This is a genomic window from Amaricoccus sp. (assembly GCF_047602525.1).
Taxonomy (GTDB): Bacteria; Pseudomonadota; Alphaproteobacteria; order Rhodobacterales; family Rhodobacteraceae; genus Amaricoccus.
Map to the genome: position 1 here is coordinate 824581 of NZ_JASGHB010000001.1, position 20525 is coordinate 845105.

15 protein-coding genes and 2 pseudogenes are annotated in these 20525 nt (G+C 68.6%); 12 read left to right on the forward strand and 5 right to left on the reverse strand.

Translation table 11 applies throughout. From position 1 onward, the window contains the following. The first annotated feature begins 65 nt into the window (after positions 1-65). The 12 genes and pseudogenes from QM699_RS04540 (at position 66) to QM699_RS04595 (ending at position 13192) form a co-directional block, all read left to right on the forward strand. Entirely contained in the window at positions 66-293 is a 228-nt protein-coding gene (locus QM699_RS04540; RefSeq protein WP_415010009.1) for a hypothetical protein, read from the forward strand. A gap of 64 nt (positions 294-357) precedes the next feature. Next, entirely contained in the window at positions 358-2376 is a 2019-nt protein-coding gene (gene nuoG / locus QM699_RS04545) for an NADH-quinone oxidoreductase subunit NuoG (RefSeq protein WP_415010010.1), read from the forward strand. Positions 2377-2379: 3 nt separating this feature from the next. After that, on the forward strand, positions 2380-3414 hold the full coding sequence (gene nuoH / locus QM699_RS04550) for an NADH-quinone oxidoreductase subunit NuoH (protein WP_415010011.1): 1035 nt from the start codon (positions 2380-2382) through the stop codon (positions 3412-3414). A 1-nt stretch (position 3415) separates the two neighbouring features. Continuing rightward, positions 3416-3907 (forward strand): NADH-quinone oxidoreductase subunit NuoI, encoded by a 492-nt coding sequence (nuoI, locus tag QM699_RS04555; protein WP_415010012.1) that lies wholly within the window; start codon positions 3416-3418, stop codon positions 3905-3907. A gap of 10 nt (positions 3908-3917) precedes the next feature. Further along, positions 3918-4526: an NADH-quinone oxidoreductase subunit J gene (locus QM699_RS04560; RefSeq protein ID WP_415010013.1), complete on the forward strand. Its 609-nt coding sequence runs from the start codon at positions 3918-3920 to the stop codon at positions 4524-4526. Next, positions 4523-4828 (forward strand): NADH-quinone oxidoreductase subunit NuoK, encoded by a 306-nt coding sequence (gene nuoK / locus QM699_RS04565; RefSeq protein WP_415010014.1) that lies wholly within the window; start codon positions 4523-4525, stop codon positions 4826-4828. The genes QM699_RS04560 and nuoK overlap by 4 nt, the downstream gene beginning before the upstream one ends. A 4-nt stretch (positions 4829-4832) precedes the next feature. After that, on the forward strand, positions 4833-6983 hold the full coding sequence (gene nuoL / locus QM699_RS04570) for an NADH-quinone oxidoreductase subunit L (RefSeq protein WP_415010015.1): 2151 nt from the start codon (positions 4833-4835) through the stop codon (positions 6981-6983). Between the two features lies 1 nt (position 6984). Further along, positions 6985-8527, forward strand: a pseudogene (locus tag QM699_RS04575) (NADH-quinone oxidoreductase subunit M). Between the two features lie 10 nt (positions 8528-8537). Next, entirely contained in the window at positions 8538-9977 is a 1440-nt protein-coding gene (gene nuoN, locus QM699_RS04580) for an NADH-quinone oxidoreductase subunit NuoN (protein ID WP_415010016.1), read from the forward strand. A gap of 5 nt (positions 9978-9982) precedes the next feature. Further along, complete coding sequence (locus tag QM699_RS04585) at positions 9983-10756, forward strand: biotin--[acetyl-CoA-carboxylase] ligase (protein WP_415010017.1); 774 nt, start codon at positions 9983-9985, stop codon at positions 10754-10756. Beyond that, complete coding sequence (locus QM699_RS04590; RefSeq protein ID WP_415010018.1) at positions 10740-11501, forward strand: type III pantothenate kinase; 762 nt, start codon at positions 10740-10742, stop codon at positions 11499-11501. Before QM699_RS04585 ends, QM699_RS04590 begins: the two co-directional genes overlap by 17 nt. Before the next feature lie 17 nt (positions 11502-11518). After that, positions 11519-13192: a ribonuclease J gene (locus tag QM699_RS04595; protein ID WP_415010019.1), complete on the forward strand. Its 1674-nt coding sequence runs from the start codon at positions 11519-11521 to the stop codon at positions 13190-13192. 114 nt (positions 13193-13306) lie between these two features. On the opposite strand, the gene pepT is transcribed toward QM699_RS04595, so the two are convergent. The 5 genes and pseudogenes from pepT to QM699_RS04620 all read right to left on the reverse strand — a co-directional run bounded on the left by pepT (position 13307) and on the right by QM699_RS04620 (position 20420). Next, positions 13307-14548 carry a peptidase T gene (pepT, locus tag QM699_RS04600; RefSeq protein ID WP_415010020.1) on the reverse strand — a complete coding sequence of 414 codons (1242 nt, stop codon included), beginning with the start codon at positions 14546-14548 and terminating at the stop codon, positions 13307-13309. A gap of 434 nt (positions 14549-14982) precedes the next feature. After that, positions 14983-16557 (reverse strand): annotated as a pseudogene (locus QM699_RS04605) (DEAD/DEAH box helicase); the annotation flags it as partial. A 161-nt stretch (positions 16558-16718) separates the two neighbouring features. Then, a complete protein-coding gene (locus QM699_RS04610; protein ID WP_415010021.1) occupies positions 16719-17231 on the reverse strand; it encodes a gluconokinase in 513 nt (170 codons plus the stop codon). 204 nt (positions 17232-17435) lie between these two features. Continuing rightward, positions 17436-19238: an NAD(P)/FAD-dependent oxidoreductase gene (locus QM699_RS04615; RefSeq protein WP_415010022.1), complete on the reverse strand. Its 1803-nt coding sequence runs from the start codon at positions 19236-19238 to the stop codon at positions 17436-17438. A 60-nt stretch (positions 19239-19298) separates the two neighbouring features. Then, a complete protein-coding gene (locus QM699_RS04620; protein WP_415010023.1) occupies positions 19299-20420 on the reverse strand; it encodes a 2,3-butanediol dehydrogenase in 1122 nt (373 codons plus the stop codon). Positions 20421-20525: the final 105 nt, after the last annotated feature.

A 20525-nucleotide genomic window follows, 5' to 3' on the forward strand; every position in this document is an offset into this window, starting at 1 on the left:
AACCGGACGCGAGGCTGACCTCATCGGGTGAGGCGGGCATCTGGCGGCAGGACGGAGTAGCGGCGATGGAAAACACCACGGTCGAGACGTTCGATTATCACACCTACACCGGCGGCTTCGGGCTGATCCCGCTGCTGATCGTGCTGGCGCTGCTGATCGTGCCGTATTGGAAGCTCTGGTCGCGCACCGGGCATTCCGGGGCGTGGGCGCTCCTGATGCTGGTGCCGCTCGCCAACCTGATTTCCCTCTGGGTGCTGGCTTTCAAGGAATGGCCGGCGATGCGGGGGCGGTGATGGCAACAGACGAAGGCGACCGCGCCGCCCTGACCGGCCGGGTCGAAGAACTGGAGAAGCGGCGGTGACGGATCTGCGCAAGCTCATCATCGACGACGTGGAGATCGAGGTCGATCCGCGGCTGACCCTGTTGCAGGCCTGCGAGCAGGCCGGCGTCGAGGTGCCGCGGTTCTGCTACCACGAGCGGCTGTCGATCGCCGGCAACTGCCGGATGTGCCTCGTCGAGGTGGTCGGCGGGCCGCCGAAGCCGGCGGCGTCCTGCGCGATGCAGGTGAAGGACCTGCGCCCCGGGCCGGAGGGGCAGCCGCCGGTGGTGAAGACCAAGTCGCCGATGGTGAAGAAGGCGCGCGAAGGGGTGATGGAGTTCCTGCTCATCAACCATCCCCTCGATTGCCCGATCTGCGACCAGGGCGGCGAGTGCGACCTGCAGGACCAGGCGATGGCCTACGGCGTCGACTTCAGCCGCTATCGCGAGCCGAAGCGGGCGGCGGTGGACATGGACCTCGGGCCGCTGGTGGCGACCTGCATGACGCGGTGCATCAGCTGCACCCGCTGCGTGCGGTTCATCACCGAGGTCGCCGGCGTGCCGGAGATGGGCCAGATCGGCCGCGGCGAGGACAGCGAGATCACCTCGTACCTCGGGCGGATGCTGACGAGCGAGATGCAGGGCAACGTCATCGACCTTTGCCCGGTCGGGGCGCTGACGTCGAAGCCCTATGCCTTCACGGCGCGGCCGTGGGAGCTGAAGAAGACCGAGTTGATCGACGTGATGGACGCGCTCGGAAGCAACATCCGCATCGACACCAAGGGCCGCGAGGTCATGCGGATCATGCCCCGGAACAACGACGGGGTGAACGAGGAGTGGCTGGCCGATCGGTCGCGGTTCATCTGGGACGGACTGCGCCGGCAGCGGCTGGACCGGCCGTACGTGCGGCAGGGCGGCAAACTGGTGCCGGTGTCCTGGGCCGAGGCGTTCGCGGCGGTCGCGGCGGCGGCGAAGGGCAAGAGCGTCGGCGGGATCGTCGGGGACCTGGCGTCGACCGAGGCCGCGTTCGCGCTGAAGACGCTGGTCGAGGGTCTGGGCGGCAAGGTCGAGTGCCGGACGGACGGTGCGGCACTGCCGGCGGGGAACCGCTCGGGCTATGTCGGCACGGCGACGATCGCCGACATTGATACGGCGGCGAACATCTGCCTCGTCGGGACGAACCCGCGGCTCGAGTCTCCGGTGCTGAACGCGCGGATCCGCAAGGCCTGGGCGACGGGTGCGGCGGTGTCGCTGATCGGCGAGGCGGTGGACCTCACCTATCCCTACACGCACGTCGGCAGCGGGCGCGAGGCGCTGGCGAAGCTGGCGGGCGGGCCGGTGAACGAGGAGATCAAGGCGGCGCCGAGCCTCGTGATCGTCGGGCAGGGCGCGCTGGCCGGTGACGACGGCGCGGCCGTTCTCGGGCAGGTGATGGCGCTTGCCGCGGCCTATGGCTCGAAGGTGCTGGTGCTGCACACGGCCGCCTCCCGCGTCGGCGCGCTGGATCTCGGCTGCACGGCCGAGGGCGGGCTCGCCGAGGTGCTGTCGGCGCAGGTGATCCTGAACCTCGGGGCCGACGAGATCGACGTGCCGGCGGGGCCGTTCGTGGTCTATCAGGGCAGCCACGGCGATCGCGGCGCGCACCGGGCGGACGTGATCCTGCCCGGCGCGGCGTGGCCGGAGGAGCCTGGGGTGTTCGTCAACACCGAGGGCCGGCCGCAGATGGCCAACCGCGCGGGCTTCCCGCCGGGCGAGGCGCGGGAGAACTGGGCGATCCTGCGCGCGCTGTCGCCGGCTCTCGGCAAGCAGCTGCCGTGGGATTCCCTCGCCGCGCTCCGGGCCGCGATGGTGGCGGCGGTGCCGCATCTGGGCCGCATCGACGTCGTGCCGGAAAATGCGTTTACGCCCGTCGCGGGCGGCGATATGTCGGGCGCGGGCGGGTTCCGCAGCGCGGTCACGGCCCACTATCTTTCCAACCCGATCCAGCGGGCGAGCACGGTGATGGGCGACCTCACCCGCCTCGCGCAGGCCCGGGTTCAGGCAATGGCGGCGGAGTAGGCGATGGGTTTCTTCGAGCACGGCTTCGGGCTCTTCCTGCTGATCCTCGGCCAGTGCCTGCTGGTCACGGTCTTCGTGCTGATCTGCCTCGCGTTCCTGATGTACGCCGACCGGAAGGTGTGGGCGGCGGTGCAGATCCGCAAGGGGCCGAACGTCGTCGGGCCCTTCGGATTGCTGCAGTCGTTCGCGGATTTCCTGAAGTACATCGTCAAGGAGATCGTCATCCCGGCGGGCGCCGACAAGACGGTGTTCATGCTGGCGCCGATGGTCAGCTTCGTGCTGCCGGTGATCGTCTGGGCGGTGATCCCGTGGGCGCCGGGCTGGGTGATCTCCGACATGAACGTCGGGATCCTGTTCATCTTCGCGGTGTCGAGCCTGCACGTCTATGCCATCATCATGGGCGGCTGGGCATCGAACTCGAAGTATCCGTTCCTCGGCGCGCTGCGCTCGGCGGCGCAGATGATCTCCTACGAGGTGTCGCTCGGCCTCATCATCGTCGGCGTGCTGATCTCGTCGGGGACGCTGAACCTGTCGAAGATCGTGCTGGCGCAGGATGGCGGCTACGGGCTGTTCAGCTGGTTCTGGCTGCCGCACCTGCCGATGGTGGTGCTGTTCTTCATCTCGGCGCTGGCCGAGACCAACCGGCCGCCGTTCGACCTGCCGGAGGCGGAGTTGGAACTGGTTGCGGGCTATCAGGTCGAGTATTCGTCGACGCCGTTCCTGCTGTTCATGATCGGCGAGCTCATGAGCGTGTTCTTCATGTGCGCGATGATCTCGGTCCTGTTCTTCGGCGGCTGGCTGTCGCCCATTCCCGGCATCCCGGACGGGGCGCTGTGGCTGTTCGCGAAGATGGTGTTCTGGTTCTTCATGTTCGCGATGGTGAAGGCGATCGTGCCCCGCTACCGCTACGACCAGCTGATGCGGATCGGCTGGAAGGTGTTCCTGCCGCTCTCGCTCGCCTGGGTGGTTCTGGTGGGGCTTTTCGCGCAATACGGCTGGTTCTGGGGCGCCTACCAGCGCTGGGGCATCGGAGGCTGATATGGGAATCCCGCTGCGCCGCGCGGCCTGGTACTTCCTGCTGGGCGACTTCTTCGCCGGGTTCGGGATCGGCATGCGCTATTTCTTCAAACCGAAGCCGACGCTGAACTATCCCTACGAGAAGGGGCCGCTGAGCCCGCGGTTCCGGGGCGAGCACGCGCTGCGCCGGTATCCGAACGGCGAGGAGCGGTGCATCGCCTGCAAGCTCTGCGAGGCGGTCTGTCCGGCGCAGGCGATCACCATCGACGCGGAGCCGCGGGGCGACGGGTCGCGGCGGACGACGCGCTACGACATCGACATGACCAAGTGCATCTACTGCGGCTTCTGCCAGGAGGCCTGCCCGGTGGACGCGATCGTCGAGGGGCCGAATTTCGAGTTCGCCACCGAGACGCGCGAAGAGCTGTTCTACGACAAGGCGAAGCTGCTCGCCAACGGCGACCGCTGGGAGTCCGAGATTGCGCGCAATCTCGAACTCGACGCGCCGTACCGGTAGGGAGGGAGCCATGGCCGTCTTTTCCTTCTACCTCTTCGCCATCGTCGCGGTGGTGTCGGGCATCTGCGTGATCTTCGCGCGCAACCCGGTGCACTCTGTCTTGTGGCTGATCCTCGCGTTCTTCTCCGCGGCGGGCCTCTTCGTGCTGCTCGGGGCCGAGTTCGTCGCGATGCTGATGCTCATCGTCTACGTCGGCGCGGTCGCGGTGCTGTTCCTGTTCGTGGTGATGATGCTCGACGTCGACTTCGCCGAGCTGCGCGGCGGGATGGCGAAGCTGCTGCCCATCGGCCTGCTGATCGCGCTGGTGCTGCTGGTGCAGCTCGGGTTCGTGTTCGGCGGCTGGCAGGTCACGGACCAGGCGCTGAGCCTGCGGCAGGCGGTCACACCGGCGCCGGAGGTGGTCGACAACACCACGGCGCTCGGCATGCTGATCTACACCAAGTACGTCTTCCTGTTCCAGGCGGCGGGCCTCGTGCTGCTGGTCGCCATGGTCGGGGCGATCGTCCTGACGCTGCAGAAGCGCGCATACGTGAAGCGCCAGGACGTGCTGGTGCAGATGTACCGCGATCCGAAGGAAGCGGTTCACCTCGTGGACATCAAGCCGGGGCAGGGGGCATGATCGGGCTCGCACACTATCTCACCGTCGCGGCGATCCTTTTCGTCACCGGCATCTTCGGCATCTTCGTCAACCGCAAGAACGTCATCATCATCCTGATGTCGATCGAGCTGATGCTGCTGGCGGTGAACATCAACCTCGTCGCCTTCTCCGCGGCGCTCGGCGATCTGGTCGGGCAGGTGTTCACGCTGTTCGTGCTCACCGTCGCCGCCGCCGAGGCCGCGATCGGGCTCGCCATTCTCGTCTGCTTCTTCCGGAACACCGGGACGATCGCGGTCGAGGACATCAACGTGATGAAGGGCTGACGCGGTGGTCTCTGTCATCCTCCTCGCGCCGCTCCTCGGCGCCATCCTCTGCGGCTTCGGCTATCGCTGGTTCGGCGAGAAGGCGGCGACGCTGATCGCCACCGGCATCCTGTTCTTCGTCTGCCTGCTGTCGTGGATCACGTTCTTCTCGTTCGACGGCGTGACGCAGCACCATCCGCTGTTCCGCTGGATCGTCTCCGGCACGCTCACGGCCGACTGGGGCGTGCGGGTCGACCGGCTGACCGCGATCATGCTGATCGTCGTCACCTCGGTGTCGTCGCTCGTGCACCTCTACTCGCTCGGCTACATGGCGCATGACGACCATTTCAAGCACGGCGAGAGCTACAAGCCGCGGTTCTTTGCCTACCTGAGCTTTTTCACCTTCGCCATGCTGGCGCTGGTGACGGCGGACAACCTGCTGCAGATGTTCTTCGGCTGGGAGGGGGTCGGCGTCGCGTCGTACCTGCTGATCGGCTTCTACATCCGCAAGCAGAGCGCGGGCGCGGCGGCGATGAAGGCGTTCATCGTCAACCGCGTGGGCGACTTCGGCTTCCTGCTCGGCATCTTCACGCTCTACGTCCTGGTCGACTCGATCGAGTTCAAGGACATCTTCGCGGCGGCGCCGACCATCGCGCAGACGCAGATCACCTTCCTCTGGCGCGAGTGGAACGCGGCCGAGATCGCCTCGTTCCTGCTGTTCGTCGGTGCCATGGGCAAGTCGGCGCAGCTGTTCCTGCACACGTGGCTGCCGGACGCGATGGAAGGCCCGACGCCGGTCTCCGCGCTCATCCACGCCGCGACCATGGTGACGGCGGGCGTGTTCCTCGTCTGCCGCATGTCGCCGATCCTGGAGTGGGCGCCGCACACGCTGACGTTCATCACCCTCATGGGCGCCTCGACCGCGTTCTTCGCGGCGACGGTCGGCCTGGTGCAGAACGACATCAAGCGGGTGATCGCGTATTCGACCTGCTCGCAGCTCGGCTACATGTTCGTCGCGGCGGGTGTCGGTGCCTATCCGGCGGCGATGTTCCACCTGTTCACCCACGCGTTCTTCAAGGCGATGCTGTTCCTCGGCGCCGGCTCGGTCATCCACGCGATGCACCACGAGCAGGACATGCGGAACTATGGCGGGCTCCGGAAGAAGATCCCGCTGACGTTCTGGGCGATGATGATCGGCACGTTCGCCATCACCGGCGTCGGCATCCCGCTGACCCACATCGGCTTCGCCGGGTTCCTCTCCAAGGACGCGATCATCGAGAGCGCCTATGCCGGGACCAACGGCGCGTCGGGTTATGCGTTTGCCATGCTGGTGATCGCCGCGTGCTTCACCAGCTTCTATTCCTGGCGGCTGATCTTCCTCACCTTCTACGGCGCGCCCCGGGGCGATCATCATGCGCACGACCACGCGCACGAGAGCCCGAAGGTGATGCTGGTGCCGCTCGGCGTGCTGGCGCTCGGCTCGGTCTTTGCCGGGATGCTCTGGTACAACTCGTTCTTCGGCGACCACGAGAAGATGAACGCCTTCTTCGGCATCCCGCACCACGCGGAGGCCGAAGCGGTCGAGCCCGCGGCGGCCGCGGCGGCGCATGGAACGGCGATGACCGAAGCGCCGGCGGCCGAACATGCCGAGCCAGCGCCGGCCGAGCATGGCGCCGCGATGGCGCCGGCCGGGGAGGCGCACGCCTCCGCGCCCGATCCGCACGCCGAGGGCGGCGCGATCTTCTTCGGGCCGGAGAACGAGACGATCGAGCACGCGCACGAGGCACCCGCCTGGGTGAAGACGGCGCCGTTCTTCGCCATGCTGATCGGCTTCGCGGTGAGCTACTGGTTCTACATCGTCAACCCGTCGCTGCCGCGGCGGCTGGCGGCAGCGCAGCCGGTGCTCTACCGCTTCCTGCTCAACAAGTGGTACTTCGACGAAGTCTATGACTTCCTGTTCGTCCGGCCGGCCAAGTGGATCGGCACCTTCCTGTGGAAGAAGGGCGACGGGACGGTGATCGACGGCACCATCAACGACGTCGCCCTGGGGTTCGTCCCCTGGATGACCCGCCTCGCAGGCCGCGCCCAGTCCGGCTACCTCTTCCACTACGCCTTCGCCATGGTGATCGGCATCGTCGTGCTGACCCTCTGGCTCGGTCTTCGGAGCGTCGGTTGAGATGAACAGCCTACTCTCGCTCATCACCTTCCTGCCGCTCATCGGCGCCCTGGTGCTGATGGTGTTCCTGCGCGGCGATGACGCGCAGGCGCAGAAGAACGCCAAGCTGCTGGCGCTCTTCACCACGATCGCCACGTTCCTGATCTCGCTCTTCGTGCTGGCGGGATTCGAACTCGTCGAACACCGGCTTCCAGTTCGTCGAGGAGCGCGCCTGGCTCGGCGGGCTGCACTACAAGATGGGGGTCGACGGCATCTCGGTGCTGTTCGTCATGCTCACCACGTTCCTGATGCCGCTCACGATCCTTGCGAGCTGGAACGTCACGCTGCGGGTGAAGGAGTACATGATCGCCTTCCTCGTGCTGGAGACGCTGATGCTCGGCGTGTTCTGCGCGCTGGACCTGATCCTGTTCTACCTGTTCTTCGAGGGCGGCCTGATCCCGATGTTCCTCATCATCGGCATCTGGGGCGGGGCGCAGCGGATCTACGCGAGCTTCAAGTTCTTCCTCTACACCTTCCTCGGCTCGGTGCTGATGCTCGTCGCGATGATCGCGATGTACTATCAGGCCGGCACGACGGACATCCCGACGCTGCTGACCTTCCAGTTCCCGTCGGAGACGATCCGGGTGCTCGGGTTCACCATCACCGGCGGCGTGCAGACGCTGATGTTCCTCGCGTTCTTCGCCAGCTTCGCGGTGAAGATGCCGATGTGGCCGGTGCACACCTGGTTGCCCGACGCGCACGTGCAGGCGCCGACGGCGGGGTCGGTGATCCTGGCGGCGATCCTGCTGAAGATGGGCGGATACGGCTTCCTGCGCTTCTCGGTGCCGATGTTCCCGGTGGGCTCGGCGGTGATGGCGGACTTCGTGTTCACGCTGTCGGTGATCGCGATCATCTACACGAGCCTCGTGGCGATGATGCAGGAGGACATGAAGAAGCTCATCGCCTATTCCTCGGTCGCGCACATGGGGTTCGTGACCATGGGCATCTTCGCGCTGAACCAGCAGGGGATCGACGGCGCGCTGTTCCAGATGATCTCGCACGGCTTCATCTCCGGCGCGCTCTTCCTCTGCGTTGGCGTGGTCTACGACCGGATGCGCACGCGTGAGATCGCGGCCTATGGCGGGCTCATCAACCGGATGCCGGGCTATGCGCTGGTGTTCATGCTGTTCACCATGGGCAACGTCGGGCTGCCGGGGACGAGCGGCTTTGTCGGCGAGTTCCTCACCCTGTCGGGCACCTATCAGGTGTCGAGCTGGGTGGTGTTCTTCGCGGCGACGGGCGTGATCTTCTCGGCGTGCTATGCGCTGTGGCTCTATCGCCGGGTGATGCTGGGCGAGCTCATCAAGGAGAGCCTGAAGACGATCAAGGACCTCTCCCGCCGCGAGAAGCTGATCTTCGCGCCGCTGATCGCCGGCATGATCATCCTCGGCGTCTATCCGTCCTATGTGCTCGACGTGACCGGGCCGGCGGTCAAGGTGCTGGTGGACCACACTGAAACGGCACGGGCGGCGTTCGAGAACGCCACCACGTTCGCTGCGAACTGAGGAGAGCCCGGTGCTCGAGGGAACCATGAACGTCGTCGCACCCGAGATCGTGCTGGCGATCTGGGCGATGGTCGCGCTGATGTGGGGCGCCTACGCCAAGCGCGAGGTGGGTGGACCAGTGCTCTGGGCCTCGGTCGTCGTGCTCGCGCTGGTCGGGCTCTGGATCGGCTTCCAGCCGGAGGGCACGCGCACGGCCTTCGACGGCTCGTTCGTCTCGGACGGCTTCGCGCGGTTCTCCAAGGTGCTGATCCTGTTCGGCGCCGCGGCGACGCTGGCGCTGGCGCACGATTACCTGAAGGCGAACGGGCTGCTGAAGTTCGAGTATTCCGTGCTGACGGTGCTGTCGGTCGTCGGCATGATGACCATGGTCTCGGCGCGCGACCTGATCGTGCTCTACGTCGGCCTCGAGCTGCAGAGCCTCGCGCTCTACGTCGTCGCCTCGTTCCGCCGCGACAGCGAGCGCTCGACCGAGGCGGGCCTGAAGTACTTCGTCCTCGGCTCGCTCTCCTCCGGGCTCCTGCTCTACGGTGCCAGCCTGACCTACGGCTATGCCGGCACCACCAGCTTTGCCGGGATCGCCGCCGTGGCCGCGTCCGGACCGATCTCGGTCGGGCTGATCTTCGGCCTGGTCTTCCTGTCGGCGGGTATCGCCTTCAAGGTGTCGGCGGTGCCGTTCCACATGTGGACGCCCGACGTCTACGAGGGTTCGCCCACGCCGGTCACCGCGTTCTTCGCCACCGCGCCCAAGGTCGCCGCGGCGGCGATGTTCGCCCGCCTGCTGCTCGAGGCGTTCGGCGACGCCGTCGACAGCTGGCAGCAGATCCTGACGCTGCTCTCGCTGTTCTCGATGTTCCTCGGCTCGATCGCCGCGATCGGCCAGAAGAACATCAAGCGGCTGATGGCGTACTCCTCGATCGGCCACATGGGGTACGCGCTGCTCGGCCTCGCCGCCGGCACGACGCAGGGCGCGCAGGCGCTGCTCATCTACCTCGCGATCTATGTCACGATGAACGTCGGCACCTTCGCGTTCATCCTGAACATGCAGCGCGACGGCAAGCCGGTGACGGACATCAACGCGCTCGCCGGCTATTCCACCGTCGAGCCGGCACGGGCGATGGCGCTCGCCGTGCTGATGTTCAGCCTCGCGGGCGTGCCGCCGCTGGTCGGGTTCTTCGGGAAGTTCTACGTGCTGAAGGCGGCGATCGACGCGGGCCTCGTCTGGCTCGCGGTCGCGGGCGTGATCGCCTCGGTCATCGGCGCCTACTACTACCTGCGCATCGTCTATCTCATGTACTTCGGCGAGCCGGCGGCGCAGCCGCTGGACGGCCGGATGCCGGTGCTGCACTGGGGCCTGCTCGCGGCATCGTCGCTCGCGATGGTGGTTGGCGTGGTGAACCTCTTCGGCGTCGAGTTGCTCGCCGCCGCAGCGGCCGCGACGCTCGCGCACTGACGCGGATGACCCCCGCGGCAGGCGGCACAGCCTGCGAGATCCTCGACGTCACCGACAGCACCAACGCCGAGGCGCTGCGTCGGGCCGCCGTGGGCGAGACCGGCCCGCTCTGGCTGCTGGCAAGGCGGCAGACGGCGGGGCGCGGCCGCCGCGGCCGGGCCTGGTCAATGCCGGCCGGCAACTTCGCGGCCACGCTGCTGTTTCGCCCCGACCGGGCGCCGGCGCAGCGGTCGTTCGTCGCCGCGCTGGCGCTGTTCGATGCGTTGGGGCAGGCGACAGGGCGCTACGCGCTGTTCGGGCTGAAGTGGCCGAACGACGTGCTGCTGTCGGGCGGCAAGGTCGCGGGGATCCTGCTCGAGGGGGCGCCGAACGGTGCGCTCGCCATCGGCTTCGGCGTCAATCTCGCCGAGGCGCCGGATCCGGCCGACCTCGAACCGACCGCGGTGCGCCCGACCAGCCTTGCCACCGGCGCCGAGGTCTGTCCGACACCGGAGGAATTCCTGTCGCTGCTCGCGCCGGCCTATGCCGCCTGGGAGGCACGCTTTCTCGCCGAGGGCTTCGCGCCGATCCGCGAGGCGTGGCTGGCGCGGGCGAGCGGTGTCGGCGAGGGGATCGTCGCCCGCCTGCCGCATCGCACGCTCACCGGCCGCTTCGAGACGGTCGACCCGCAGGGGTCGCTGGTCATCGTCACCGCCACCGGCCGCGAGACCCTGCCTGCCGCCGACGTGCACTTCCTGCCGCATCACGAGGGGGCGCCGGGCCATGCTCCTCGCGGTTGATGTCGGCAACACCAACATGGTGTTCGCACTGCACGATGGCACGCGCGTGATCGCCGAGTGGCGCTGTCGCACCGAGCGCCAGCGCACGGCCGACGAATACTACGTCTGGCTGCGGCAGCTGATGGATCTGAGCGGCATCCCTCCCGAGGTGCGCCGGGTCATCGTCTCGTCGGTGGTGCCGCAGGTGGTCTTCAACCTGCGCGTGCTGACCGACCGATACTTCGGCGGCCGCCCGCTGGTCGTGGGCAAGCCCGAGGTGAACATCGGACCGCGCCCGCGCGTCGACGCGACGGCGGTGGTCGGCGCCGACCGGCTGGTCAATGCCGTCGGCGCCTTCGACCGCTACGGCGGCAACCTGATCGTCGTCGACTTCGGCACCGCCACCACGCTCGACGTCGTGGGCGCCGATGGCGCCTACGAGGGCGGGGTGATCGCGCCGGGCGTCAACCTGTCGCTCAAGGCGCTGCACGACGCCGCCGCGGCGCTGCCGTTCATCGACGTGACGAAGCCGGAGCATGTGATCGGCACCAACACCGTCGCCTGCATGCAATCCGGCATCTACTGGGGATACATCGGCCTCATCGAGGGCATCTGCGCCCGCATCCGCGCCGAGCGCGGCCAGGGGATGAAGGTCGTCGGAACCGGGGGACTGTCCACCCTCTTTGCCCAAGGGACAGATGTGCTGCAAGAGATCGACACCGACCTCACCATCCACGGTCTCGTCGTGATTGATCGCCTGAACTGAGGAGTGACTTCAAGCCGATGGCGAAACCTGACCGGCTGATCTACCTCGCGCTTGGCGGCGCGGGCGAGATCGGCATGAACATGTACCTTTACGGCTACGGGCCGGAAGGTGCGGAACGCTTCATCCTGATCGACATGGGCGTGACCTTCCCGACCATGGAGGCGACGCCGGGCGTCGACCTCATCATGGCGGATCCCGCGTGGATCCAGGCGCGCGCCGACCGGCTGGACGGCATTTTCATCACCCACGGGCATGAAGACCACGTGGGCGCGCTCGGCCTGCTCTGGCACCGGCTGCGCGCGCCGGTCTACGCCCGGCGCTTCACCGCGGCGCTTGCCAAGGGCAAGATGGAGCGCGCCCACCAGCCGACCGACGCGGTGCGGCAGGTCGACGCCTGGCCGCATCAGGTGCATGCCGGCCCGTTCCGCGTCGGCTTCCTGCCGATCGCGCACTCGATCCCGGAAAGCTCGGCGCTGGTCATCGACACGCCGGCGGGCCGGATCCTGCACACCGGCGACTTCAAGGCGGACCCGACGCCGCTGGTCGGCGAGCCGTTCGATCCGGCGGCGTTCCGGGCGATCGGCGAGGCCGGCGTCAAGGTGATGGCCTGCGACTCGACCAACGTGTTCTCGCCGAACGCCGGCCGCTCGGAAGCGTCGCTGATCGAGCCGCTGAACGCGCTGATGCGCGACGCCGAGGGACTGGTGGTCGCCACCACGTTCGCCTCGAACGTCGCCCGCCTGCGCACGCTGGCCGAGGCGGGGCGGCAGGCCGGGCGACAGGTCGTCGTGCTCGGCCGCGCCATGAACACCATGCTGAAGACCGCGCACGCGGCCGAAGTGCTGGACCATTTCCCCGAGATCCTCGATCCGCTCGACATCGACACGGTGTCGCGCCGCGATCTGCTGGTGCTGGCGACCGGCAGCCAGGGCGAGCGGCGGGCGGCAACGGCGCAACTGGCGCAAGGCCGCTACATGGGGCTGGAGCTGAAGCCGGGCGACACCTACCTGTTCTCGTCGCGCACCATCCCGGGCAACGAGGTGCCGGTGGCGCGCATCCTGAACCAGCTGTCGGAAAAGGGCGTGAACGTGGTGGACGAGTCCGACGGGCTCTACCACGTCTCCGGCCACGCCAACCGTCCCGACCTCGCCGCGCTGCACGAGCTGGTGCGCCCCGCGATGCTGATCCCGATGCATGGCGAGCATCGGCATCTCTCGGCGCACGCGGCGCTGGCGGCGGAGCGCGGCATCCTCGCGGCGATCGCGCCGAACGGCACCATGCTCGACCTCACCGGCGACACGCCGAAGGTGGTCGAGCATGTCGAGACCGGCCGGGTCTATCTCGACGGCACGCAGCTCATCGGCGCGCTCGACGGCATCGTGCGCGAGCGCATCCGCATGGCGCTGCGCGGGCACGTGGCGGTGAACGTGCTGATCGACGAGAAGGGCCGGCCGATGGGCGGCGCCTGGGTCGAGATCACCGGGCTGCCGGGCAACCCCAAGATGCGCGACGGCCTCGCCGGGGCGCTGGAGGGCGAGATCGACCGGGTGCTGGCGCGGGCGAAGAAGGGCGAGCTTGCGGACGACGAGGCGCTGGACGAGCTGGTCCAGCGGGCGGTGTCGCGGATCTCGAACGACGCCGTGGGCAAGAAGCCGGTCTGCAAGGTGATGATCTCGCGCCTCGAGGCGTGACACCAGACCGGGGCGGGTCCGACTGCCCGCCCCGGTCGCTCTTCCGGGCTTTTTCTTGGCGAGAAATACTCCCGCCGGAGGCTCCCGAAGCCGCAGCGCGCGGGGCGCCGGGCGCTATGCGGTCTCCGCCCCCCACAGCTCCACCAGCCGCAGCACCATGCGGGCGGAGGCGGCCATGTCCTGCACGCTGACCCACTCGAGCGGCCCGTGGATCATCTGCATGCCGGTGAACAGGTTGGGGCAGGGGACGCCCATTTCGGTCAGCCGCGAGCCGTCGGTGCCGCCGCGGATCGGCAGCGCGTGCGGTTCGATCCCGATGTCGCGGCACGCCTGCCGGGCAAGGTCGACGGGGCGCATGTCCTTTTCCAGCCAATAGCGCATGTTGCGGTACTGCGGCGTGATCGCGACGTCGATCTCGGCGCGCGGCTCGGTCGCGGCCACGGCCTCGGCCACCTGCCGCACCAGCGCGCCGTGGGCGGCGAGGCCGTCGAGCTCGAAGTCGCGCAGGATGAAGCGCAGCTCGGCCTGGGCCGCGGAGCCGGCCATCTCGTAGAGGTGGATGAAGCCCTCGCGGCCGTCGGTGGTCTCCGGGGTGCGGGTCACGTGGGGCAGGGTGTCGATGAGCTTTGCGGCGAGGTGCAGCGCGTTGACGAGCTGGCCCTTGGCGGTGCCGGGGTGGATCGAGACGCCGCGGATCGTCACCACCGCCTTGTCGGCAGAGAAGCTCTCGTAGCAGATTTCGCCGCGGTCGGCGCCGTCGAGGGTGTAGGCGACGGTCGCCGCCAGGTCGCGCGGCAGGTCGGGGTGGACGCCGCGGCCGATTTCCTCGTCGGGGGTGAAGGCGATGCGGACCGGCCCGCGGGCGATGCCAGGGTCGGCGAGCAGCCGGCCGGCGACCGCCATGATGATCGCCACGCCGGCCTTGTCGTCGGCGCCGAGCAGCGTGGTGCCGCTGGCGGTAACGATGTCGTCGCCGACCCGATCGGCGAGGTAGGGGCTTTCCGCCGGCGAGAGCCGCAGCGCCTGCGCGTCGGCAAAGTCGATCGCGCCGCCGTCGTAGCCGCGATGCACCACCGGCTTCACGCCGGTGGCGTTGAACTGCGGCGCGGTGTCGACGTGGGCGAGCAGCGCGATGGTGGGCGCGCCCCGCACCGTTCCCGGCACCGTGGCGATGACCGCGCCATAGTCGGTCAGCCGCACGTCCGGTGCGCCGAGCGCCAGCAGCTCGTCCTTGAGCATCCGCGACAGCACCAGCTGCCGGTCGGTGCTGGGCGAGGTGGATGACGCCTCGTCGCTCTGGGTGTCGATCGCCGCATAGCGGAGCAGCCGCTCCTCCAGCTCACGCGTCAGGTCCATCTGCCGAATCCCTCGATGCCTTTGCGCGAGGGAAGCACACGGCGCGGTGGGAGGCGATGCCGACCTGACTCACGACGACGGCACCGATCGCGTCGGTGCCGTCACGCCGGGCTTGGAGAAGTTGGCTGGCCCGCCGGCCGTCAGGCGGCGGGCGCTTCGGGGAGCGGTGCCTTGGCGCGCGGGGTGCGGCGCCGGGGCGCGCGCTTCGCCGGCTTCGCCGCCGGCTCCACGCCGTCGGCGGAGGCAACCGCCGCGGCGTCGACCGGGGCCTCGGCCGCGGTTTCCGCAAGCACGGGGTCCGTCGCGGTGGTGTCCGGGGCGGGCGCCTCCTGCGGCGCGGGCTCCGCGGCAAGGGAGGCCGGCACTTCGGACGGGGCGGCCTCGACCAGCACCTCGGCGACCGGGGCCTCGGCGGCCGGTTCGGGAAGCGCGGCGTCGGAGAGCAGGGCCTCGGCCGGCGCGGGGGCGGCCGGTGCCTCGTCCTCGTCGTCGATGCCCGCCAGCGTGTCGATGCGGAGGTCGCGCATCAGGAAGGCGGGAACATGGTCGCCCATGCCGACGACACCCTCGGACGGGCGATGGCCGCGTTCGCGGCGCGGCTCGGCGGCGCGGCCGTCCGAGCTGCGATGCTCGTAGCCGCGCGACTCGGCGTTGCGGGAGTTGGCGTGGCGTGGCTGCGCCGCGCGGACCGGCGCGATCTCCGCCGCCTCGGCCTCGACGGCGGCGTCCGCGGCGGGACGCGGCTGTCCGCCGCGCCGTTCGCGGCGGCGCTCACCCGGCCGGTCGCGCTCGCCGCGCTCCGGCCGGTCGCTGCGCCGGCGGTCGGCGGCCGGGCGGCCTTCGGGAAGCTCCTCCTCGGAGCCGAGCGGGCTCGCCATCACCGGGACGGCCTTCTTCACCAGCTCCTCGATCTTGGCGAGGTACTTCTCATCGGCCGGCAGGCAGAGGGTGAACGACTTGCCCGAGCGTCCGGCGCGGCCGGTGCGGCCGATGCGGTGGACGTAATCCTCGGAATGGATCGGCACGTCGAAGTTGAAGACGTGGCTGACGTTCGGGATGTCGAGGCCGCGTGCGGCGACGTCGGAGGCGATGAGCAGCTTCAGGTCGCCGTCGCGGAACCGGCCGAGGATCGCCATGCGCAGCTTCTGGTCGAGATCGCCGTGCAGCGCCTCGGCGTCGAAGCCGTGCCGCTTCAGCGACTTCGCCACCACGTCGACATCACGCTTGCGGTTGCAGAAGACGATGCCGTTGGTGAGCGCCTCGCCCTCGGAGCGGATCAGCCGGCGCAGCACCTCGCGCTTCTCGCGCTCGGCGGTGTCCTTGCGCTTGGCGGTGTGCTTCACCACCCACTGCTCGATCGTCTCGGACGTGGTGGCCTGTCGCGCCACTTCGACGCGGATGGGGTTGTGCAGGAAGGCATCGGTGATGCGAGTGATCTCCGGCGCCATGGTCGCGGAGAAGAACAGCGTCTGCCGGGTGAAGGGCACCAGCTTGAAGATGCGCTCGATGTCGGGGATGAACCCCATGTCGAGCATCCGGTCGGCCTCGTCGACGACCATGATCTGCACGCCGGTCAGCATCAGCTTGCCGCGCTCGAAATGATCGAGCAGGCGACCGGGCGTCGCGATCAGCACGTCGACGCCGCGGTCGATGAGCTTGTCCTGATCCTTGAAGCTGACACCGCCGATCAGGAGCGCCATCGAAAGCTTCAGGTGCTTGGAATATTTCTCGAACTGCTCGGCGACCTGTGCGGCGAGCTCGCGCGTCGGGGCGAGAACGAGGCTGCGCGGCATCCGGGCGCGGGCGCGGCCCTTGGAGAGCGCGCAGAGCATAGGCAGAACGAAGGAGGCGGTCTTGCCGGTGCCGGTCTGGGCGATGCCGAGCACATCGCGGCCCTCGAGGGCGTGCGGGATGGCCTGGGCCTGGATCGGGGTGGGGGTGGCGTAACCGGCTTCGGTGACGGCCTGAAGGACCCGCGGGTCCAGCGAGAGATCGGAGAATTGGGTCATGTAGCCTTGCGTTGGTTCGTTGCGGCGCGGGCGGCCGCAGTTTCCACGCGGCCTCGGGCCCCCGGATTGGCGCCCTTGTCTCATTGCGCTGCATATAAACCCATACGCGTCCAAGGTCAACCGTTCTGACCCGATGCGTTCCCCGACGCTCGGGGCGCGGGTCAGGGCAGGTGGTCGCTCGCGGCGATTGCGGCGGCGATCACCTCGGCGACGGGGGCGTCGATGTCGACGGTGGCAACGCCCGGCTCGCCACGCGGGTCCTGCAGGGTGGCGAGCTGGCTCGAAAGCAGGCTCGCGGGCATGAAGTGGCCGGTGCGCGCGGCCATCCGGCCGGCGAGCACCGCCTCGCTGCCGTGCAGGTAGAGAAAGCCGACCGGGCGGCCGGCTTCGGCCCGGAGGAGGTCGCGGTAGCTGCGCTTCAGCGCCGAGCACGAGACGACGATGACCGGGGCGGACTCGGCGGCGATACGGGCGGCGATGGCCGAGAGCCACGGCCACCGATCGGCGTCGGTGAGCGCGGTGCCGGCCGCCATCCGGGCGACGTTCGCCGCGGGGTGCAGGGCGTCGCCCTCGACGAAGGGGGCGCCGAGGTGGTCGGCGAGAGCCTCGCCGACCGAGGTCTTGCCGCAGCCGGAGACCCCCATGACCACAAGGGCGCGGCGCGGATCGGGCATGGCTCGCCTCATTGTGACCGGATGAGCAAGTGGTCTATCGCGGCGCCAGGGGTCGATCAAGCGGCGCGTGGCCCCGGGCGTTCGCAGGAGCGTGGCCCGCCACGCGGACGTGGGCAGGGGCGGGAGGGGGCTGTCCGCCCTCTCCCGCCCTCGGGCGCGCGTGCCTCCGAGGCCGGACGGCCCCGGGTACTTCGGGAGCGCCCGTCAGCTCCGGTGGTGGACCTCCTGAAGCCCGTAGACCGGGGTCGGCACGCCTTCCAGCCGCGCTTTCAACTGGAGCGACAGGTACTGCGAGTAGTGCCGGCTCTGGTGCAGGTTGCCGCCGTGGAACCACAGGTTCTCCACCTGCGTCGGCTTCCACATGTTGCGCTGCTCGCCCTCCCACGGGCCCGGATCCTTCGGCGTGTCGGAGCCGAGGCCCCAGACCTTGCCGACGCGATCCGCCACCTCCTGGCTGATGAGATCGGCCGCCCAGCCGTTCATCGAGCCGTAGCCGGTGGCGTAGACCACGAGGTCAGCCGGCAGTTCGGTGCCATCGTCGAGGACGACGCCGGTCTCCGACAGGCGGGTGATCTGCTTGCCGGAGACGAGCTTGATCGAGCCGTCGATGACGAGATCGCAGGCGCCCACGTCGATGTAATAGCCCGAGCCCCGGCGCAGGTATTTCATGAACAGGCCCGACCCGTCGGCGCCCCAGTCGAGCATGAAGCCGCGGTCTTCGAGCGCCCGGTAGAAGGCGGCGTCGCGCTCCTTCATCTGCTTGTAGAGCGGGATCTGCCACTCGTGCATGATGTGGTAGGGGAGCGAGGCGAAGATCAGGTCCGCCTTGCGGGTGGTGACGCCGTTCGCCACCGCCTGCTCGGAATAGAGCCCGCCGAGGCCGATCTCCATCAGGCTGTCCGAGCGGACGATATGGGTGGACGACCGCTGGAGCATGGTCACGTCCGCCCCGCCCTCCCACAGCGCCGCGCAGATGTCATGCGCGGAGTTGTTGGAGCCGATGACGACGACCTTCTTGCCCTTGTAGGCGTCCGGTCCCGGATGCTGGCTCGAATGCTGCTGCTCGCCCTTGAAGACGTCCTGACCGGGGATGACCGGCACATTCGCCTTGCCCGACATGCCGGTGGCAAGCACCAGCTGCTTGGGGCGCAGCACCACTTCCTTGCCGGCGCGGTCGACGGTGACGACCCATTCCTTCGCCGCCTCGTCCCAGACGGCCTTCTTGGCCGTGGTGCTGGACCAGTAGTTCAGCTCCATGACCTTGGTGTAGTATTCGAGCCAGTCGCCGATCTTGTCCTTCGGCGTGAAGACCGGCCAGTTCTCCGGGAAGGGGATATAGGGCAGGTGGTCGTACCAGACCGGATCATGCAGGCAGAGCGACTTGTAGCGCTTGCGCCACTGGTCGCCCGGCCGCTCGTGCCGGTCGATGATGATGGTCGGCACGCCAAGCTGGCGCAGCCGGGCGCCGAGGCCGATGCCGCCCTGACCGCCGCCGATGACGAGGACGTAAGGTTGCGTCGTATAGCCGAGTTCCGTGGCCTCGGCCTCGCGCTTTTCCTTCCAGGTCCTGCGGTTGCGGTCATGGCCGTGCTCGGCGCCCATCGGGCGGCGGAGGCCCTTCGGCTCCTCGTGGCCCTTCAACTCGTCGAGCGCGGTCAGGAGCGTCCAGATCCTGCCGTTCTTCAGCCGGATCTGGCCGACGCCGCGCCCGGTCTCGGTCTCGAAGCGGATCCAGCCCTCGGTGACGTCGCCCGACTGGGTGGCGGTCTCGCCGGCCTGCTGGCCGAAGTCGCGGGGCTTCACGGCGCCGAGCTGGGCGGTCAGCATGTCGCGGACCTGCGCCTTGCCCTCGACCGTCTTGAGGTTCCAGGTGATCGCGGCGAGGTCGCGCCAGTAGCAATCGTCCTGAAACAGGGCGACCGCTGCCTCGATGTCACCGGCGGTGAGGGCGCGGTTCAGGTCGGCGAGCACCGTGTCGAGGGTGACGTTCGGGCTTTCGTCGAGCATCGTTATTCCTCCGTGTTGCTTTTTTGAGGGCGCGCCCCTGTGCGGGCGCGCCCCTTCCGATCAGGCGAGGTCGATCAGGATCTTGAGCTGCGTGCCGGCGGGGTCGAGCAGCACGTCGAACCCCTCGGTCACGGCGTTGTCGAGGCGGATGCGCTTGGTCACCACCTTGCTTGCCGGCAGGAGCCCGGTCGCGATCATGCGGATCACCCGCGGCCAGTAGTGGGTCGGATAGGCCCAGGATCCGCGGATATCGACGTCCTTGAAGGTGACGCTGAACCAGTCGAGCGGGTTGTCGTGCGGGTGGAGGCCGGTCTGCACCACCGTGCCCTGCTTCCTCACCGCGTCGAGACACGCCTTCAGCGCATGCTCGTTGCCGACGCATTCGATCGCGACGTCGCAGCCGACATTGCCCTCGGTCTGCGCCCGGATCGCCTCGCCCACGTTGTCGCGCTTCGGGTTCAGCGTGACCACCTCGGGCAGCATCTCCTTCATGAAGCCGAGGCGGGTGTCGTTGAGGTCGGAGACGAAGAGCTGCGCCGCACCGGCGGCCTTTGCGGCGAGCAGCGTCAGCGCACCGATCGGGCCGGCGCCGGTGACGAGCACGCTCGATCCGGCCGTCACCTCACCGCGGTCGCAGGCATAGACGGCGACGGCGGCGGGCTCGACCAGCGCCGCTTCCTCATCCGACAGCTCGGCCGGGATCGGGGCGACGTTGTAGTCGTTGACGAGCGCATAGTCCGCCATGCCGCCGGACACCCAGCTGAGGCCGACCAGCGCCAGTTGCGGCGACAGGTGGTAGAGGCCCCGGTCGGCGAAATAGTCGCCGGCGCGCGGCATGATGAGCGGTTGGATCGACACCCGGTCGCCGGGCTTCACATTCGTCACGCCCGCGCCAACCGCCTCGACGACGCCGCCGAATTCGTGGCCGAGCACCTGCGTGCCGTGGGCGCCGGTGAAGGGATGCGGCTCCTTCGGGATGAAGATCGGCCCGTAGCTGTATTCGTGCAGGTCGGTGCCGCAGATGCCGACGAAGCGGTTGTGGACGAGAACCTGCCCCTCGCCGGGCTGGTCGGGCTTCGCGATCTCCTCGACGCGGAGATCCTTGGCGGCGTGAAAGCGCAGCGCCTTCATCGTGCCGGTCTTCGACGCTGTGCGCGTCAGCGTGGTGGTCTCAGATGTCATGGTGGCTGCCTCCCCTTCGGCCTCGATGGCCTTGGAGGCTTCTCCAGCAAGCGGCGTGCCATGCCGAGGCGTATTGAAGCGGCAGGCTTTTTACCCGCGGCGAGG

What these genes read in the sequence shown, in the direction of transcription:
- QM699_RS04540 (WP_415010009.1), top strand. Translation starts at nt 66, where the DNA reads ATGGAAAACACCACGGTCGAGACGTTCGATTATCACACCTACACCGGC.
- nuoH (WP_415010011.1), top strand. Translation starts at nt 2,380, where the DNA reads ATGGGTTTCTTCGAGCACGGCTTCGGGCTCTTCCTGCTGATCCTCGGC.
- nuoI (WP_415010012.1), top strand. Translation starts at nt 3,416, where the DNA reads ATGGGAATCCCGCTGCGCCGCGCGGCCTGGTACTTCCTGCTGGGCGAC.
- QM699_RS04560 (WP_415010013.1), top strand. Translation starts at nt 3,918, where the DNA reads ATGGCCGTCTTTTCCTTCTACCTCTTCGCCATCGTCGCGGTGGTGTCG.
- nuoK (WP_415010014.1), top strand. Translation starts at nt 4,523, where the DNA reads ATGATCGGGCTCGCACACTATCTCACCGTCGCGGCGATCCTTTTCGTC.
- QM699_RS04585 (WP_415010017.1), top strand. Translation starts at nt 9,983, where the DNA reads ATGACCCCCGCGGCAGGCGGCACAGCCTGCGAGATCCTCGACGTCACC.
- QM699_RS04590 (WP_415010018.1), top strand. Translation starts at nt 10,740, where the DNA reads ATGCTCCTCGCGGTTGATGTCGGCAACACCAACATGGTGTTCGCACTG.
- QM699_RS04595 (WP_415010019.1), top strand. Translation starts at nt 11,519, where the DNA reads ATGGCGAAACCTGACCGGCTGATCTACCTCGCGCTTGGCGGCGCGGGC.
- pepT (WP_415010020.1), bottom strand. Translation starts at nt 14,548, where the DNA reads ATGGACCTGACGCGTGAGCTGGAGGAGCGGCTGCTCCGCTATGCGGCG.
- QM699_RS04610 (WP_415010021.1), bottom strand. Translation starts at nt 17,231, where the DNA reads ATGCCCGATCCGCGCCGCGCCCTTGTGGTCATGGGGGTCTCCGGCTGC.
- QM699_RS04615 (WP_415010022.1), bottom strand. Translation starts at nt 19,238, where the DNA reads ATGCTCGACGAAAGCCCGAACGTCACCCTCGACACGGTGCTCGCCGAC.
- QM699_RS04620 (WP_415010023.1), bottom strand. Translation starts at nt 20,420, where the DNA reads ATGACATCTGAGACCACCACGCTGACGCGCACAGCGTCGAAGACCGGC.